Origin of the sequence: Candidatus Thiodictyon syntrophicum (assembly GCF_002813775.1) — a bacterium.
In the GTDB taxonomy this organism is placed as follows: Bacteria; Pseudomonadota; Gammaproteobacteria; order Chromatiales; family Chromatiaceae; genus Thiodictyon; species Thiodictyon syntrophicum.
Genome location: NZ_CP020370.1, coordinates 3,206,215 through 3,224,679, shown reverse-complemented (window position 1 = coordinate 3,224,679; position 18,465 = coordinate 3,206,215). Strand labels below are relative to the sequence as shown.

At 67.1% G+C, this 18,465-nt stretch carries 13 protein-coding genes; 6 read left to right on the top strand and 7 right to left on the bottom strand.

Annotation, left to right across the window (positions count from 1 at the left end; genetic code table 11):
- The first annotated feature begins 75 nt into the window (after nt 1–75).
- The 4 genes from THSYN_RS13630 (at nt 76) to THSYN_RS13615 (ending at nt 8,992) form a co-directional block, all read left to right on the top strand.
- Nucleotides 76–4,767: a pilus assembly protein gene (locus tag THSYN_RS13630; RefSeq protein WP_100919632.1), complete on the top strand. Its 4,692-nt coding sequence runs from the start codon at nt 76–78 to the stop codon at nt 4,765–4,767.
- A gap of 30 nt (nt 4,768–4,797) precedes the next feature.
- Nucleotides 4,798–5,292, top strand: a complete 495-nt coding sequence (locus THSYN_RS13625; protein WP_172965276.1) for a type IV pilin protein — start codon at nt 4,798–4,800, stop codon at nt 5,290–5,292.
- 230 nt (nt 5,293–5,522) lie between these two features.
- Nucleotides 5,523–8,117 (top strand): circularly permuted type 2 ATP-grasp protein, encoded by a 2,595-nt coding sequence (locus THSYN_RS13620; protein WP_100919630.1) that lies wholly within the window; start codon nt 5,523–5,525, stop codon nt 8,115–8,117.
- A complete protein-coding gene (locus tag THSYN_RS13615) occupies nt 8,114–8,992 on the top strand; it encodes a transglutaminase family protein (protein ID WP_100919629.1) in 879 nt (292 codons plus the stop codon). Before THSYN_RS13620 ends, THSYN_RS13615 begins: the two co-directional genes overlap by 4 nt.
- Nucleotides 8,993–9,292: 300 nt before the next feature.
- Here THSYN_RS13615 and THSYN_RS13610 read toward each other — a convergent pair whose 3' ends face one another.
- The 5 genes from THSYN_RS13610 to THSYN_RS13590 form a co-directional block, all read right to left on the bottom strand.
- Nucleotides 9,293–9,733, bottom strand: a complete 441-nt coding sequence (locus THSYN_RS13610) for a PIN domain-containing protein (RefSeq protein WP_100919628.1) — start codon at nt 9,731–9,733, stop codon at nt 9,293–9,295.
- Entirely contained in the window at nt 9,730–9,984 is a 255-nt protein-coding gene (locus THSYN_RS13605; protein ID WP_100919627.1) for a type II toxin-antitoxin system Phd/YefM family antitoxin, read from the bottom strand. The genes THSYN_RS13610 and THSYN_RS13605 overlap by 4 nt, the downstream gene beginning before the upstream one ends.
- Nucleotides 9,985–10,008: 24 nt before the next feature.
- Nucleotides 10,009–11,328 (bottom strand): TldD/PmbA family protein, encoded by a 1,320-nt coding sequence (locus tag THSYN_RS13600; RefSeq protein WP_100919626.1) that lies wholly within the window; start codon nt 11,326–11,328, stop codon nt 10,009–10,011.
- Nucleotides 11,325–12,767 (bottom strand): TldD/PmbA family protein, encoded by a 1,443-nt coding sequence (locus THSYN_RS13595; RefSeq protein WP_100919625.1) that lies wholly within the window; start codon nt 12,765–12,767, stop codon nt 11,325–11,327. Before THSYN_RS13595 ends, THSYN_RS13600 begins: the two co-directional genes overlap by 4 nt.
- Before the next feature lie 69 nt (nt 12,768–12,836).
- Entirely contained in the window at nt 12,837–13,445 is a 609-nt protein-coding gene (locus tag THSYN_RS13590; protein WP_100919624.1) for a zinc-binding dehydrogenase, read from the bottom strand.
- Between the two features lie 377 nt (nt 13,446–13,822).
- Between THSYN_RS13590 and THSYN_RS13585 the strand changes: the two genes are divergently transcribed.
- Nucleotides 13,823–14,500, top strand: coding sequence for an SOUL family heme-binding protein (locus THSYN_RS13585; RefSeq protein ID WP_236848894.1), 678 nt, complete (start codon nt 13,823–13,825; stop codon nt 14,498–14,500).
- 116 nt (nt 14,501–14,616) lie between these two features.
- Nucleotides 14,617–15,936 carry a glucoamylase family protein gene (locus THSYN_RS13580; protein ID WP_236848893.1) on the top strand — a complete coding sequence of 440 codons (1,320 nt, stop codon included), beginning with the start codon at nt 14,617–14,619 and terminating at the stop codon, nt 15,934–15,936.
- Nucleotides 15,937–16,129: 193 nt separating this feature from the next.
- On the opposite strand, the gene THSYN_RS13575 is transcribed toward THSYN_RS13580, so the two are convergent.
- The gene (locus THSYN_RS13575; protein WP_100919623.1) at nt 16,130–16,348 is read right to left on the bottom strand and encodes a DUF2442 domain-containing protein; all 219 of its coding nucleotides are present in this window, start codon (nt 16,346–16,348) and stop codon (nt 16,130–16,132) included.
- A 2-nt stretch (nt 16,349–16,350) separates the two neighbouring features.
- On the bottom strand, nt 16,351–18,267 hold the full coding sequence (mutL, locus tag THSYN_RS13570) for a DNA mismatch repair endonuclease MutL (RefSeq protein ID WP_236848947.1): 1,917 nt from the start codon (nt 18,265–18,267) through the stop codon (nt 16,351–16,353).
- Between the last annotated feature and the right edge of the window lie 198 nt (nt 18,268–18,465).

Genomic DNA, 18,465 nt, shown 5'->3' with positions numbered 1-18,465 from the left:
CGCACTGACATGATGCTCCGGGCCTGGCCGCCGAACCTGAAGCGGTTGGACCCGGGATACCAATGAGGCATTGAAATGAACCAGCGAATCAGCTATTTCTTTTGGGGAGCATTAGCCATTGCCGGCGCGGTTCACGCGGCCAGCGATGACATTGCCCAGACACCGCTCAGCGTGACCCAGACGATCCGGCCGATGGTCATGCTTGCGCTCTCCAACGACCACCAACTTTATCGCAAGGCATACAACGATTACTCTGACCTGGACGGCGATGGGAGCATCGACACCACCTACAATAACTTATACTCTTATTACGGTTATTTCGACTCTAATAAGTGCTATACCTACACCAGCGGCTATTTCAATCCGACCGCCATGGCCACCGAGCATCAATGCAGTAACGCCTGGAGCGGTAATTTATTGAATTGGGCCGCCATGACCCGCATGGACATCCTGCGCAAGGTGCTCTATGGCGGTTTCCGCTCCACCGATACGGCCACCCCGGACCTGACGATTCTGGAGCGGGTCCTGCTGCCGACGGATGCCCACGCCTTCGCCAAAGTATTCGCCCCGCCTGGCGGTGCCGACGACATGGCGCTCTATACGCCGTACCGCGACGAGAAGATTACCTTTTGCAATGTGACTTACGCCACGAGCGGCCAGAGTCAATCCCTCGATACCTCCGTCTCTCCGCCGCTGATTCGGATCGCGACGGGTGCCTGGCCCATGTGGTCCTCCGGTGAGGTGGTGGAATGCGCCTGGTACGAGGAAAGGGCCAATGCCACCGCACCGAAAAAGACCAACGCTCCGGTTTCTTTCAAGGCCGAACTCAACGCCCGCGTCGCGGTCTGTGTCTCGGATCTGATCGAGGACAATTGCCGCGGCTACAAGGACGACAGCGACGTCACGCACATGAAGCCGATCGGGCTGCTACAGAAATACGGCGATAACGGCTCCCTGCGCTTCGGCCTGATGAGCGGCAGCTACAAGCAACGGATGTCGGGCGGCGTCCTGCGCCGCAAGATCGGACTGCTCGCCGGCAATACCGTGGCCAATGCCGCACAGAATGAGATCAATCTGCTGACCGGCCAGTTTACCGGCCATTCCGGAATCATAAAAAGTATCAACGCGTTCCGGATCAACAAATACGACTACACGACCCACAACTACCAGGACAGCTGCGCTTCGCCCGGCATGCCCATCTGCGCCACCAGTTCATCAACCGGTTGCTATAAGAATGGGGTCTGCACCAACTGGGGCAACCCGATCGCCGAGATCTACATGGAAACGCTACGTTATTTTGCCGGCAAGTTGACCGCGACGCCCGCCTATGACGCCGATGACAGCAGCTATTTCAGCGCCTTGACCAAGGTCAGCACCTGGGGCGACCCCATGCCAGAAACCGATTGGTGCGCCAAGTGCAACCTGATCTTCCTGTCCACTGCCGTCAACTCGTTTGACCGCGATGAATTTGCGACCGATATAGTCGGACTCGACCTCACCGCGGCGAGCAACGCGGTCGGTACCGCGGACCCGATTGGCAACAGCCTGATCCTGGGCGGCAGCGGCACGACCAAGCAGTGCACGGCGAAGAGCACCACGGGACTGGCCGTGGCCCAGGGCGTGTGCCCGGAGGGCCCCACCCTCGATGGCGGCTATCTCGTAGCGGGCGCGGCCTATTTCGCCCACACGAACGGCCTGCGCCGGGTGAAGGATCAGCAACAGATGGTCAATACACAGACAGTGGCCCTGGCGCGGGACCTGCCGCGCTTCAATATCGCGGTGGGCAGCGATACGGTGACCCTGTTGCCCCATCTGGAAGCCAACACGACGACCACCGCGGTGCAAGCCACCAGCGGCTGGCGTATGGGCAGTCTAGTGGACCTGAGCGTCGAGAACCTGGTGAAAAACACGGCGGGCAAACTGGTCGGCGGCAGCCTCCTGGTCATCTGGGAGGATTCCACCTGGGGCAACGACTTCGACATGGACGGTGCCCAGCGGCTCAAGTTCTGCGCCGGGCCGAGCGCGGGAATCCTCGGGGAACCAAACCCCTGCCAGGCGTTCTGCACTGCCTGCACGGAGACCGAGTGTCCGACCACCTGCGAGAAGATCTATACTGCCTGCGGCACTACCGACACCTGTAAGAACAACCGGACCAACTGTCTGGCAGCCTGTACGGCCACCGCCAATTGTAAGAGCGATTGCTCCACGGTCGCGGCCAATCAGATCAGGATCACGAGCTCGGCCGAACAGGTCTACGCCGGGCATGCCCTCTTGTTCGGCTATACCATCACCGGGACCTCCGCCGGCACCAGTCCGACCAATGCCGCCGGCACTGCGAGTACCCTGTGCGATGGCGCCTACCATCAGGACGGCGTTTATCGGGAAGTCGTCCGTAAGGACGGCAAGAATTTCAGCATGCTCACGACGCCGGTGGATACCCCCGCCAATAAACCGGCTGCCTGCGTGCGGATGTTCACTGCCGGTTCCAACCCCGCCCGGCTGCTGGAGCCGGCCCTGTGGTACGCTGCCAAGTACGGCGGGTTCACCGACGTCAACGCCAATGCCAAACCGGATCTGGCGACCGAATGGGACTCCAATGACGACGACACCCCGGACCGCTTTTTCTACGCCGACAACCCGGCCCTGCTGGGAACCTCACTGGAGCGGTTCCTGGAGGTCATCGCCACCATCTCGTCCTCGGCCTCCGTGGTCGCCAACTCGATCACGCTCAACGAGGACACCCGCATCTTCCAGGGACGCTACGACAGTTCGGACTGGTCCGGGGATGTGGTCGCCTTTCCGGTCAACACCGATGGGTCCCTCTCCACCCTCATCTGGAGCGGACGCACCGAGATCGACGCACAGGCCACCGCCGGCACGCGCCGCATCATCACCAGCAACGAGGAGCGGCGCACCGTCACGGGCGGCCCCGGCGTCCCCTTCCGGTGGGGCAATGACGATAGCGACGACAACGACGGGATCGCGCAAGAGCAGAAGGAGGACCTGGGCCTGCAGCCCTGCTGGGGCACGACCTGCGCCGCGGTCCACGACGCCAAGGGCGAGGCCCGGCTCAACTACCTGCGCGGCAGTCATGCGGCCGAGACGTCCCAGACGGGGGGGACCCTGCGCACCCGGGCCCATGTGTTGGGGGACGTGGTTAACTCCGATCCGGTCTATATCGGTGCCCCCATGTCGCTCTATCCGGATACCCTGGAAGAACACCCCTACCGAACCTTCGCCGCCGCCAAAGCGGACCGCCAGCCCATCGTCTATGTCGGCGCCAACGACGGCATGATCCACGGCTTCAACGCGGACACCGGGGCGGAACTGTTCGCTTATGTCCCACGTGCCGTCTATCCCAAGCTCTCGGCCCTCACCGCCGTCGACTATCGCGATCACCACCAATCCTTCGTTGACGGCGGGGCCGTCGCCGGGGATGTTTATCTGAGGGACTATCTTGGCGAGGAGGGAGCCTGGCGTACCCTGCTGCTCGGCAGTCTGGGTGCCGGCGGCCGCGGGGTCTTCGCCATCGACGTCACCAATCCCGCCGACTTCGCTGCCAGCGAGGAGACCGCGGCGACGCGGGTCCTGTGGGATATCGTCGGCGGGGACGACGGGGGAGACGGGGTCCACGACTTCGACGATTTAGGCTATACCTACAGTCGGCCGGTGGCCGCGCGGATGCCCGACACCGTCCTTAGCGGTGCCTGGGTCGTCGTCTTCGGCAACGGTTACAAAAGCCCGGATGGGAAGGCGGTGCTCTATGTGGTGGATGCCAAAACCGGGACCCTCCTGTCGAGCGTGGTCGCCGATGCCGGTCCGGGGAACGGGTTGTCCAGCGTCGCCCCGGTGGATTATGACGGGGACGGGCGCGTGGACTACCTCTATGCGGGTGACCTTAAGGGCAACTTGTGGCGCTTCGAGCCCTCGGTGGGGTCTGACATGCAGGTCTCCTTTGCCGGTGTGCCGCTCTTCAGCGACTTGACCGGGCTGACCGGTACCACGAGCCCGATCACGGTCCGCCCAGAGGTCATGCGCCACCCCATGCGCGGCGTCGTCGTCCTGTTCGGTAGCGGCGCCTATTTTCGCGAAGGCGACCGGATTCCCAACACGACGGCCATCAATGCCTTTTACGGGATCTGGGACCGCTTCGACGGGACCTCCGCAATCGCCCGCGAGCACCTGTTGAAACAGCAGATCCTCGCCAAGACGGTCAGCGGCGCCTTTGATGTGCGTGTGACTACCGACAATCCGATCACTTGGCGCCTGGACAGCGGCAAGCCGACAGACTCCCCGCCAACCACCCACCTGGGTTGGTACCTGGAACTTCGCCAGCCCTTGGACGGCACGGCCGAGGGAGAGGTGCAGGTGACCGACCCGCAGTTGCGCGGCGGACGGGTCATCTTCACCTCGCTGATCCCCTCGGACCCCGGCACCGCCCTGTGTGACTTCGGCGGTGACGGTTGGCTGATCGAGTTGAATGCACTCAACGGCGCGCGCAGAACCGAGGTAGTATTCGACCTCAATGCGGACACCGTCTTTAATCTGGCCGACATGGTGAGCGTTCAAGTCAACGGGGCCGCCGCCATGCTTGCCCCTTCCGGCAAGAAATCGACGGTCGGCATCATCCAGGAACCCGCCATCATCGGCGCCGGAACCAAGGAGTACAAGTTCGCCAGCGGCGCGCGGGAGGCGGCCATCGAGATCACGGTCGAAAACCCCGGTGACCTGGCCGGCGGCCGCCGTTCCTGGCTGCAACTGCACTAAAATATGATGGACATACCAGGGGCTTGCCCAATGCGCCGCACCCGCAACCGCGCCTTCACCTTGATCGAAATCCTGGTCGTCATCGCGGTGTTGGCCATCCTGGTCTTGGTGTCCTATCCCTCCTACCAAGGCCAGACCCTCAAGATCCGCCGCAGCGATGCCAAAAAATCGCTGCTGGCGGTCGCCCATCAGTTGGAACGCTGCTACACCGCCTATCACCGCTACAACCACCACGATTGCGCCAGCCGCCTCGATTGTTATAAGACCGCCGGCCAATCGCTGGTGCCCGACGGCCTCACCATCGCGGCACCCTCCTGTGCGGGTTACTATCAAATCACGAGCATCAACCCCGCGACCGGGGGCGGTGAAACGCTGGCCGGCGATGGGGAATCCTACACCCTCTTCGCCATCCCTCTGGGGAGTCAGGCACAGGACAGCCGCTGCGCGCTCTTCCAATACACCAGCAGCGGCGGCCGCACGGCCACGACCGCCGCGGGCGGGGACGCGACGGCCGACTGCTGGTAGGGTCCGCTGTGCGGACCAGCGCCCCCGCGGTCAGTCTGCAGGGTCCGCTATGCGGACCAGCGCCCGCACGGTCAGCCCGCAGGGTCCGCTGTGCGGACCCGCGCCCTTGCCGATAGCAACGCGGCCGGGGGTATGATCAAGGTCGCGAGCGCCCCAGCGCAGATACAGCCTTGTCACCTCCGCCCGCGCCGTGTCTAATCGGCCCTTAAGACACGCCGAGAGCCCCGCCCATGTCCGCTACCAACCTCGCCGCCGCCCTGGCACGCCCCGGGCTGATCGACGACTACCTGCCGCTCACCGGCTGCTTCGACGAGATGCGCCCGACGCAGGGCGAGGTCCGCCCCCAGTGGCGCTATATCCTGGAGGCCCTGCGCACCCTGGGTCCCGCCGGCATCGAGGAGCGCTGGCGCGAGGCCGCGCGGATGATCCGCGACAACGGCGTCACCTACAATCTGAACGGTGATCCCCAGGGGATGTCCCGGCCCTGGGAACTGGACCTGCTGCCGCTGCTCATCCCCAGCGAGGAGTGGGCCGTGCTCGAACGGGGCCTGATGCAGCGGGCCGAGTTGTTCAACCTGATCCTGCTGGACCTCTACGGCCCGCGTGAACTGATCAACCGGGGGCTGCTGCCGGCCGAGCTGATCGACGGCTACCGCGAGTATCTGCTCCCCTGTCACGGCCTGGAGGTCGCGGGCCGGCGGCCCCTGGTCCACTATGCGGCGGACTTGACAAGGATGCCGGACGGGCAGTGGCGGGTGATCGGCGACCGCACCCAGACGCCGCTCGGGGCCGGCTATGCCCTGGAGAACCGGGTGGTGCTCTCGCGCGTCCTGCCGAGCCTGTTCCGCGACTCCCACGTCCATCGCCAGGCCGGCTTCTTCCGCTCCATGCGCCGCACCCTGACCCGGCTCGCCCCGGGGCGCGACGGGCATACCCGGGTGGTCGTACTCACCCCCGGCCCCCAGAGCGAGGCCTATTTCGAGCACGCCTATCTGGCCAACTATCTGGGCTACGACCTGGTCCAGGGCGGGGATCTCTCGGTGCGCGACGGCGCCCTGTGGCTGCGCACCCTGGGCCGACTGGAGCGCATCGACGCGATGATGCGCCGGGTCAAGGCCAGCGAGTGCGACCCCCTGGAACTGGGCGAGGATGCCGGCCAGGGCGTCCCGGGCCTGGTCGAGGCGGTGCGCGCCGGCAACCTGGTGATCGCCAACGCGCTCGGCAGCGGAGTCCTGGAGCACCCTGGGCTCATGGCCTTTCTGCCCGCCCTGTGCCGCCACCTGCTGGGTGAGGACCTGCTGCTGCCCGACATCTCGACCTGGTGGTGCGGTGACCCCAAGGCGCGCGCCTTCGTGCTCGCCCACCTCGATAACCTGGTGATCAAGCAGGCCGGTAAGCCCCAGGGCCAGCGCTGCGTCTTCCCGGGCACCATGGAGGCGGCGTCGCGGGAGGCCCTGATCCAGGCCATCCAGGCGTCGCCCAACCGCTTCGTCGCCCAGGAGCGGGTGCAGCCCTCCACCGCCCCGGTCCTGGTCGGCCAACGCCTGGAGCCGCGCCCGATCACGCTGCGTACCTTCCTGTGCGCGGAGGACGAGGGCTACACGGTGCTGCCCGGCGGTCTGGGACGGGTGGCCCTGACCAGCGATGCGGCCCTGGTCAGCAACCAACTCGGCGGTCTGGGCAAGGACGCCTGGGTGCTGGCCTCGGAGCCTGAGCGCCAGGAGACCCTGCTGATCAGCGGGGACTCCCAGGCCCCGGCCGTGACCCAGGAGAGCGAGGTCTCCAGCCGGGTCGCGGACAACCTGTTCTGGATCGGCCGCTACGCGGAACGGGCCGAAGGCCTGGTGCGGCTGCTGCGCATGATCATCTTCAAGCTCTCGGAGCGGACCGAGGTGGCCCCGACCACGGCCCCGGCCAAACCGGGCACCTATTTCATGCGCTCCCTGCTGGAGGCCCTGACCCATCAAACACAATCCTTGCCTGGTTTTCTCGGCGAGGGGGCGGCGGCCCGCCTGCGTGACCCCTGGCCGGAACTGCTGTCGCTGATCTCCAACCCGCGTCGCCTGGGCGGGCTGCCTCAGACCCTCCAGGCCCTGGGCCAGGCCGCCTACTCGGTACGCGAGCGGCTCTCGGTGGACACCTGGCGCATCGTCAGCGACATTGAGGCGCGGCTCGCCGCCCTGACCAGCACCCCGCCGACCCAGCCGTCGGCGGCCCTGGACGAGCTCGACCCGCTGGTCACCTCGCTGGTCGCCTTCTCCGGCCTGACCCAGGAGAACATGACCCACAACGAGGGGTGGCACTTCCTGGAGACCGGGCGCCGCCTGGAGCGCGGCGCGGCGCTCGCCGCCCTGCTGCGCTCCACCCTGACCCCCCTGACCCCGGAGCAGGACGAGACCACCCTGATCGAGGCCGTGCTCGGCGTCACCGACAGTACCATCACCTATCGCCGCCGCTATCGGGCCGGCACCCGTATCGGGGCCCTGCTCGACCTGGTGTTACAGGACGAGGGCAACCCGCGCGCCCTGGCCTATCAACTGGTCGCGCTCGAGCGGCTGGTCACGGTCATGCCCAAGGGCGAACTGGCGGTGGGGCGGACCCCGGCGGAAAAGCTGGTGCTCAAAACCCTGACAGGTGTGCGCTTGGCCGAACTCGACACCCTGGTCCAGCCGGACCCCCAGACGCAGCGGCGCGTAAGCCTTGAAAAGGTGCTGGAGGCCCTGGAGTCCGATCTGGCCGCCATCTCCAACGCCCTGACCGCCCAGTATTTCCGTCACGAGGAACAGCCGCACAGCCTGCTGCGGCGCATCGGGGTGGTCAAATGAGACTGCGCATCAGCCACCTGACCCGCTATGACTATGCGGAGCCCGTCTCCCTGTGTCACAACATCGTCCACTTGAAGCCCCGCCAGAGCGAGCGCCAGCGCTGCCTGTCCAGTTCCCTGCGGATCGACCCCGGACCGGCGGTCAACCGCGAACACGAGGACTTCTTCGGCAACCGGGTAAATTATTTCTCCATCCAACAGGCCCACGACGCCCTGGAGGTCACCGCCGTCAGCGAGGTCGAGGTCGGCCTGCAAGACCTGCCGGAACCGCCCGCCACCCCCGCCTGGGAGGTGGCACGCGACTGCCTGCACCAGCACCGCAAACCCGCCATGAACGCGTCGCGCATCTTCACCCTCGCCTCCCCCCTGGTCCCGCTCAATGTCGCCGCCCGCGACTACGCGGCTGGCTCCTTCACCCGCGGGCGCCCGATCCTGGAGGCCGGCATCGACCTCATGGGGCGGATCTTCCGCGAGTTCGCCTACGATCCCCACTTCACCAGCATCGCGACCCCGGTGGCCGAGGTCATGGCCCATCGCCGCGGCGTCTGCCAGGACTTCGCCCACCTCGCCATCGCCGGCCTGCGCGGCCTGGGGTTGGCCGCCCGCTATGTCAGCGGCTATCTCGAAACCCTGCCGCCCCCCGGCCAGGCCAAGCTCCAGGGCTCCGACGCATCTCATGCCTGGTTCGCGATCATGATCCCGGATCTCGGCTGGGTCGACTTCGACCCCACCAACGACCTGATTCCGGGCGAGCAGCACATCACCACCGCGGTCGGGCGCGACTATCATGACGTGACCCCCATGCATGGGATCTTTTACGGCGGCGGGGGGCATGAGTTGACGGTGGCGGTGGATGTGAATCGGGTCGAGGGGTGAGGGTCGAGGGGTGAGGGGTGAGGGGTGAGGGATGAAGGGTTGTCGTTTCTCGTTCCCACGCTCCGCGTGGGAATGCAGTCTTGGCCGCTCCAGCGGCCCGAATGCCCGCGCGACGCTTGAGCCTAGAAAGAGCAGTTCTCACACAGAGACACAAAGATCACAAAGATCTTCAACGCGATACGTAGGTCTGCGAGGTCACCCGTGCGGTGATCGGCCCAACGCCTTCGAGTCCCTTCACGTTTGACAAAACCAGGTTTGTTTATCGAGGGCAACGCACTGCGATCAGCGCGCCGCTCCGGGTTAAAGCAGCCGAAGGTCGAAACCCGCCTTGAACGGATTCTCCAGGCGCATCGTGCCAATGACACGGCCATCCTGCATATCCTCAGTCAACAGGCGGGTCACGCCCGCGGCCCTGGCGGCTTGCACCAGCATCGCATCCCAGAATGCGAAGTCGTGGTCGATGCGCAGGCGCATTGCGTCCGCGAGGGTGCGTCCATCGGCGGCGGCGACCGGGAACAATTCCATCCAATCCCGCACCGTGTCCGCGGCCTCGACCCTGGACATTTTGTCTTTGCGCGTGACGGCGTTGAAAAACTCGGGCAGCGCCTGAAGGGTCAACACACAATCCGCATCGGCCAGGGCGTCGAGGATGATCCGGGATTGCTGATGCCTGGTGCCCGCGTCCTTATCGATGCTGTAAATCAGGATATTGGTATCGACGCTGAAGCGCTGCCCGGTCATTCGCCGCGCTCGTGCAGGGCCTCACGCTCGAGGCGCACGCCGCCAAGCGCGTAGCCAGTCTCCATGCGTGCACGCAACCGCTCGCGGGCTGCACGTTGGGCGTCGGAAAGCCCGCCTTGGGGGTCCACCCGCAGCAGACGGGCGATCGGCTGGCCGCGACGGGTGATGAGGATCTCGGTGCCTTGCTCAACCCGGTCCAGGTAGCGGGAGAGATGCTGGTTGGCATCGCGAATGGAGACGATCTCTTGCATGGTCGATGGCCTTTGTCCTACGTTCTACAGCGCCAACTCGATCCCCGACACCAGGATCCCCGGCAACAGCGCACTCTCGGTACTTCGCCCCTCATAGGTCCCCGGGTCCATCAGCAGTTCCCGCTCGCGGGTCAGCCCCTCCAGCCGGTCGCCGAGCAGGTGATAGAGGCTGTCGTCGAAGCGCATGACCTTGACCGGGGCGACGATCGCGCCGTGCTCCACCCACCAGGTGCCGAAGCGGGTCATGCCGGTGACGCGGCAGTCGTTGGGGTCCGACCAGTTGCAGTACCAGAGGTTGCCGATCCACAGGCCCGTGTCGAGTCGGGTCAGGAGTTCCGCTTGCGGGAGGTCACCCGGGTCGAGCCCGACGGACTGCGGCGCCCCGCCCGCGGCGTTGACCGGCTCGCCGTACTCCTTGGCGTCACGCGCATCCACCAGACAGGTGCCGAAACGGCCCGCGTCGATCAGGGTGACCCGGTCGGGCGTGGTGAAGCCCTCCGGCGTGAAGGCGGGGGTCAGGCCCCGGTCCTGCTCCTCGCGGATGCTGACCCGGGGGTCGAAGGCGCGCTCGCCGCGGACCAGTTTCAGCAAGGGGGTTTGACGGGTGCGCTGGCTTTTCAGGTCGAATCCGCCCCAGGCGAGCATGTTCATCAGTTCCGCCACCGCCGCGGGGGCCAGATAGGCGCGATAGCGTCCCGGGGCGATGGTGCGGGCGGGACGGCCCATTACCTCTAGACCTTGGCGCAGTTGCGCGAGCTTCGCGGCCAGCACCGCCGGCTCCCAGGTGAGCCCGCTGTAGCCCGCCTTGACCGCCTTGTCCGCCTCCAGGTAGCAGCTCCAGTCCAGATTGAAGCTGCGGCCCCCGTACCAGTGGCGGTGCCCGATGGAACTGGCCAGGCCCTCCTGGACCTCCCCGGAGGCCCAGATGCCGACAAGATCGAGACCGGCGCCCGCTGCGATGACCTCGGCGACCGCGGCGCGGGCGTCCGGCAGGTCCTCGCCCACCCAGCGCTCGCTGCCCGTGGGCTCGGTCGAGAAATTGAGATAGGGGTCCGCCGGTACATGGACGATGCGCTCGCGCAGCCGCCCCAGCAGATGCCGGGCGCGGTTCAAGTCCTCGTCCAGGTCGCCGCTCAGATCACAGGACGCCTGGGCCTGCCGCTCCCCGTCGATCAGGTTGAGCCCGAGACCGGCCGAGCGTACCGCCCCGGCCTGGCGGATGCGGTTCTGGTTGAGCCGGACAAAGTCCGATGACTCGCAACCCAGGTCGCAGAACAGGTGCTCCGCGCCCTGGAGCTGCTCGAAGAGCCGGCCGGCGAGCCGATAGAAGCTTTCCTGGTTCACTCGCCACCCCCGAAGACGTCCACATTGCGAAAGAGCCCGGGCGGCGTGGCGTGTCCCACATAGACCGCCTGGTTGGGCTCGCCCTTGCCGCAGTTCTGCACCCCGCGCACCTCCCGCGTATCCGCTCCGCCGACCCCGTCCAGGCTGCGCCAGAAGTCGGCCGAGAGGCCGCGGTAACCGGGGTTGCGCACCAGCCCCTTGAGGGTGCCGTCCTCGATCAGCCGCCCCCACTCGCAGCCGAACTGGAACTTGTTGCGGCTGTCGTCGATGGACCAGGAGCGGTTGGTGTCCATCAGCACGCCCCGCTCCACCCGGGCGATCAGGTCGTTCAGGCTCCCCTGCCCCGGCTCCAGGTTGACATTGGCCATGCGGTCGATCGGCGGCCGGTCCCAGGCGCAGGCGCGGGCGTTCGCGGTCCCGCCGAGTCCGCTACGCGCCTGCGACAGGCGCCCGCCCAGTGGACGCTCCAGCAGTCCGTTGCGGATCAGGAACTCGCGCCGGGTCGCGGTGCCGTCGTCGTCCGCGGCGCCGCTGACCAGTTCAGAGGGGACCCCGGGGTCGAAGGTGACATTCAGCAGGTCCGAGCCGTAGCGATAGGTGCCGAACATCTGCGCCGTCACGAAGCTGGTCCCCGCATAGTTGCGCTCGTCGCCCAGGATGCGGTCCAGTTCCAGCGGGTGGCCGATGCTCTCGTGGATCTGCAGCACCATCTGGCTTGGGGTCAGGATCAGGTCACGGGTATCGCTCGGGCACTCGGGGGCTTCAAGCAGCGCGATGGCCTCCGCCGCCACCCGGGGCGCGTCGGCCAGCAGGCCAACGGCGGTGATCCGCTCGAGCCCCCCCTGTTGCGACCAGTCCGCGCCGCCGCCGTGACGGTGCTGGGTCTGACTCCCCGCGTTGGCGACCGCCGCCAGGCCCGGGCTCACATACTCCCAGAGCTGGTCGATGCGCCCCCCGTCGCTGGTCAGGAGCAGTTGCCGGACGCGGCGCCAGGCGAGCCAGGCGGACCAGTCGACGATACGCTCATCGATCGCCAACGCCGTGTTGGCGTCCTGGAGCAGCGCGAGCTTGTCGGCCAGGCCGATCGAGTCCCAGGGTTCCGCCACCGGGGAGCGGTAGTCGGCCCGCAGGGCGCTGCGCGGGTAGATGGTCCCCGCGAACAGGCCAAGCTCCGCGTGGGCCGCCGCCCACCCGAGTGCCGCGGCGGCCGCCGCCCGCAGGCCCGCCGCGCTGAGGTCGCTGGTCGCCCCGTAGCCGACCCCGCCGCCGGCCACCACCGTGAACATGGCCCCCAGTGACTCGCCCAGGGCGCTGGGCTCCACCACCCCCTGGCGGACCTCCAGGTGTTCGGACGACTCCTCGACCAGACGCAGCGTCCAGTAGTCGCAGGCGGGGGCCAGGGCGGCGAAGCGGGCGGCGATTTGTTCCAGTGCATCCATCGGTCGGGGTCCGGCGTTGGGAGTTGACTCCGGAATCTGGGCCGCACGGGGGCCGATGTCAACCTGTGCTTAAGCGCCGAGGCGATCCCACTCATGGGTATCGTGCGCGAGCGCAATGACCAACTTGCCGAAGTTCTTGCCCTGCAGCAGGCCGATGAAGGCCTCGGGTGCGTTCTCCAGGCCGAAGACCATGTCCTCGCGGACCTTGACCTTACCTTGCTGCACCCACTCGCCCATGGCGCCGGCGAACTCGCCCCAGCGCGGCCCGTAGTCGTCGAACACGATAAAGCCCTGCATCTTGATGCGCTTGCGCAGCAGCGTGCCGACGAGCAAGCCCAGCCGGTCCGGGCCCGCCGGCAGCGCGTAGTCCTGCCAGCCGGTGTAGCCGAGCACCAAGTCACCAACCGTGTAATCACCATGTCGGGACACCTCGACGCGGGACACCGTGCCGCCGACCATCGGGTCGCCGATGGCCACCGGTGGCGCGTACGATGGGGCATCGCTCATGCGGCCGCGCATATAGGGGTCCAGCGACAGGTACAGCGTGCGCAGCAGTACCTGGCCGGGCTCGGGTTGCGGCACCGGACCGCTTTCGATGCGGAAGTCTTTGGCGGTCGGAACCCCGATAGGACGAGCGTTCAGGACGATACGGCGATTGACTGTGGGGCTTTGCGACATGGGATAGCCTTATCTTGGATGGATCGGTGAACAGCGACGCTCGATGTGGGCGAGGCCAGACGCCACCGAGCGTGATCAGGCGTCTGCTGGTTGAATGGCAACCCCGACAATAAACCCGGGCAGCGTAGGCAACGGCGTCGCGGTGGTCTGTACGGCAGACAACAGACTGGTTCGGGCTGCTGACGGCAGGGTGTTGCAGCAGCAGGTCGGTGCAGGCCGCGATCTACGGCTGGATCGTCGGCGTGGCGTGCCCGCTTGCCTGCGCCGTTTGCTTGAGCGCGCCCGACTCCAAATAGGGCTACACTGACTATCCCGCCTTGGCGGCCTGACTCGGAAGACCCCGAACAACAGGCCATCCTGGCGCAAGGAGAATGACCATGCCCACACTGACCATGAAACCACCTGCCGCCTCCAAACCATTCGGACCCGCCGCCGCGCTTGTCGCCACCCTGTTCTCGACCCTAGCCCTGTTCGCCGTTTCTATGCCCAGCCACGCTACAGAAGAGCCCGCATTCAAGGTCGTCCGCACACTCCCAGGCGTCGAAGTACGGGAGTACGGCGCCTACACCGTGGCCGAAATCGTGGTGCCCGGCCCCGCGGGCGACGCCGGCGGCCAGGCGTTCCCGATTCTGGCGGGCTACATCTTCGGCAAGAACAAGGGCGAGCGGAAGCTCGCGATGACGGCGCCGGTGACCCAGGCGGCCGTCCCCGTCAAGCTTGCGATGACCGCACCCGTCACCCAGGCCGCCGCGCCCGGCGGCTTTCTGGTGCAGTTCGTGTTGCCCAAGGACGTGACCCTGGCCAGCGCGCCCGAACCCCTGGACCCACGGGTCAAGCTGCGCGAAGTGCCGCCCAGTCGCGTGGCGGTCATCCGCTTCTCCGGGTTCTGGTCGGAGTCCAACTACAACGAACACCTGGCGAAGTTACAGGCCGCCTTGCGCGCCGCCGATCTCGCCTGGTCGGGGGAGCCCGTCTACTCGCGCTACAACCCGCCGTTCATGCCATGGTTCCTGCGGCGCAATGAGATTTGGCTGCACCTGGCCGACGGCGGCTGATTGGCGCGGGCGCTCGCTTCAGCCAGCACCAAGACCGCCGTGGCGGCCCAAGCGTCGTCTCGAAGAACCGTATCGCCAACGCCATCGAGCGTGCGACCCTGAGGCAAACCGCGGTCTTGCCTCCCGCGGCACAGGCCAAGCCCCTGACGCCGGCCGACGCGGTCATGCTGGACGGCCTGCAGCGCGCCGCCTTCGACTATTTTCCCCGGCACACCAACCGCGCCAACGGCCTGGTGGCCGATACCTCGCGGCCGGGCTCACACGCGAGCATCGCGGTCGTCGGCTTTGCCCTCTCGGTCTACCCGGTGGGCGTCGAGCGCGGCTGGATGACGCGCGCCGACGCGCTGCAACGCAGCCTGGCCGCGCTGCGCTTCTTCCGGGACAGCGACCAGAGCGGCACGCCGGACTCGACCGGGTACCGCGGCTTCTACTTCCACTTCCTGCACCTGGACCGCGGCACGCGCGCCTGGCGTTGCGAGGTGTCGCTGATCGACACCGCGCTGCTCTTGGCCGGCATGATCACCGCCGCGGCCTACTTCACCGCCGACACCACGGACGAGGCCGAGTTGCGCGCGCTGGCCGATACGCTCTACCGCCGCGTGGACTGGTGCTGGGCGCAGCGCAAAGGCGCCACCGTCGTGCACGGCTGGAGGCCCGAGCGCGGCTTTCTCAAGTACGGCTGGGAAGGCTATAGCGAGGCCATCCTGCTCTACACGCTCGGCCTGGGCTCGCCGACCCATCCGCTGACCGAGGCCAGCTTCGCGGTCTGGACCGGCACCTACCGGTGGGAGAACCTCTACGGCATCGACTACCTCTATGCCGGACCGCTCTTCATCCACCAGTTCCCGCACGCCTGGATCGACTTGCGCGGCATCCGCGACGACGTCATGCGCGAGAAGCGCTGCGACTATTTTGAAAACAGCCGCCGCGCCACCTACGTGCAGCGCGCGTATGCCATCCGTAACCCGCGCGGCTTCGTCGGCTACGGGGAGGACGCCTGGGGCCTGTCGGCCGGCGACGGGCCCCGCGCCCCGCGGCAACGCATCGCCGGGCGCCGCCAGTCGTTCTACGGCTACGCCGCGCGCGGCGTGCCCTACGGCCCCGATGACGGCACGCTCGCCGGCCCGTCGGTGGTGGCGTCGCTGGTCTTTGCACCCGAGATCGCACTGCCGGCCATCCGGCGAATGCTCGCGCGCGGGTCCGCCACCGACGACCGTGCCGCGCGCGCCGGCGGCTTCAACGACACCGTGCACGGGGGCTGGGTCTCCGCAGGCACCTTCGGGCTCGACCAGGGCCTGATCGTGCTGATGATCGAGAACTTCCGCACCGGCCTGCTGTGGCGCCTGCTGCGCGGCTCGGTCACGATCCGCACGGGTTTGCACCGCGCCGGCTTCCGCGGCGGATGGTTGGCCGAGGCTTCGCCCAACGTCCGCTAAGCGACCCAAACGAGATGGAAAACCGCATTGCGGCGCTCCGTGAGGAGTGGTTGGGCACGCAAGGTCGCGTTCTCCGCGCGCAGGCGCGCCAACTCGGCGTCCGGGCTTTCGAGGGAGACGGGTGCGGGCAGGTGCTCAGGCATGGCGCAAACTTACACGGCTAGCCGGCTGGCTGGCAAGGGTACCTGAACAGTTACTCCAATTCATCGCGGTTCCAGTCCACCGTCCAACCGCCGGCGCCCGGCCTGGCCTGTGCAAACAGTGCCAAGTCCTTGAGCGGCATCAGGCTCGCGGTGACATTGATCCAGTCCTCCAGGTCGACCTCCCAGGTCTGCGCATCGGCATAGGTCAGACGCAGTCGATACCCGGCAAGCGCCTCGACCTTCGTGAGCTGGAGCTGTACTTGACTCATCGCTAACGGCCCCGCGAGAACAACCGATCCAGTTCCACCTGGGTCACCTGGATCCAGGTCGGGCGGCCGTGGTTGCACTGGTCGGCGCGCTCGACCCGCTCCATGGCGCGCAGCAGCGCATTCATCTCGTCGAGCGTCAGGCGCCGGTTGGCGCGCACGGCCCCGTGGCAGGCCATGGTGGACAGGACCCGATTGACCTCCTCGTCGACCCGCGCGGACTCCCCGTGCACCGCCAGGTCCGAGAGCAGGTCCCGCACCAGGCGCTCCAGGTCCGCGTCGCGCAGCAGCGCCGGGACCTCGCGCACCGCGAGCGTCCCCAGGTCGAGGCGGTCGATCACCAGACCCAGACCCGTCAGGACTTGCCCGTGGGTCTCCAGCAGGTCCGCCTCGCGCGGACTGACATGCAGGGAGACGGGCACCAGCAGGGGTGCGCTGACGATGCCCCCGGCGCCCCAGGCGGACTTGAGTCGCTCGTAGCCGATGCGCTCATGGGCGGCGTGGATGTCGACGATGATCAGCCCCGCGGCGTTCTGCGCCAACAGATAGACACCGCCGAGTTGTGCCAGGGCGAACCCCAGCGGCGGGGCCTCGCCGTCCGTCGCCGGGAGCGCCGTGCCCCAGCCCGGTGCGGCACTCTCCGCTACTGTGGTGCCGGACTCCCCCGGCCGTTGAAAGGCGAGTCCAGCCGCATAGAGTCCCGCCGACCCCTCGGCCACGCCCAGCGGGAGGCGACCAGTCCCCGGCGCCGCCGTGCCGAGATCCGCTCGCGACAGCGGCCTGAGCCCGTCGGACGGTCCCGGGTCCGACCATTCCAGCCCCGCTACCGCGGCCGACGCGGTCCCCTCACCCACCGCCCCCAGACTCCCAACCGCCAACCGCCGCTTGAGCCCGCTGAAGATGAAGTCGTGCACCTGGCGCCCCTCGCGGAAGCGCACCTCCTGCTTGGTCGGGTGCACATTCACGTCCACCAGCCGCGGCGGCAGGTCGAGAAAGAGCACATAGGCCGGGTGGCGGGCCTGGTGCAGTACGTCGCTGAAGGCCTGGCGCACCGCATGAGTCACCAGCTTGTCGCGCACCATACGCCCGTTGACATAGAAGAACTGCTGGTCCGGCTGGCTGCGGGAGAAGGCCGGGCGTAACACCCAGCCGGACAGGCGCAGTCCTACCGCCTGTTCGTCCAGCCACAGCGCCTGGTCGCCGAAACCCTGACCGAGCAGGGTCTCCAGGCGGGCGCGCACCAGGGCCGGGTCGACCCCGGCCGGGGCCAGGTCCAGCACGGTGCGGCCGTTGTGGCGCAGGCGCAGGCCCAGCTCCGGACGGGCCAGGGCGATGCGCCGCACCACCTGTTCCAAGTGCCCGAACTCGGTCTTGTCGGTGCGCAGGAATTTGCGCCGCGCCGGGGTGTTGTAGAAGAGGTCGCGCACGTCCACCGTGGTTCCCGGGGGGTGGGCGGCGGGGCGCAACTCACCCGGGGTCCCGTCCGGCCCGACCATCACCTCATGGCCGCTGCCCTGGTCCGCAACCCGTGAGGTCAGGGTCAGGCGGCTGACCGAGGCGATGCTCGGCAGGGCCTCCCCGCGAAAGCCCAGGGTCGCCACCGCCTCCAGGTCGGTGAGATCGGCGAGCTTGCTGGTGGCGTGTCGGGCCAGGGCCAGGGCCAGTTGCCCAGGGGGTATGCCGCGCCCGTCGTCGCGCACCCGCAGGCGTTTGATCCCCCCCTGTTCCACCTCGATCTCGATGCGGGCGGCGCCCGCGTCCAGGCTGTTTTCGAGCAGTTCCTTGGCGACCGCGGCGGGGCGCTCCACCACCTCGCCGGCGGCGATCTGATTGACCAGATGGCTGGGCAGGACCCGGATCGGCAGGGCGCCTGGGGCCGCCCGGTCCGGATCAATACTGGCGGCCGGAGTCGATGAATGGATCAAGAGTCGAACCAAAGAAACCCGTTGCGATCATTTACGGACGAAATCCCCTCAACCTGGAAAGAGCGGTTATCCACAGATGAACACAGATGAACACAGATGATTCATTGATTGACTTACGCTTGGTCGGGAACTCGCCTTGCCGGTGATCGTGACATCAGCGATACGCCTATGACAATTCAGAGAAACTCTGTGTTC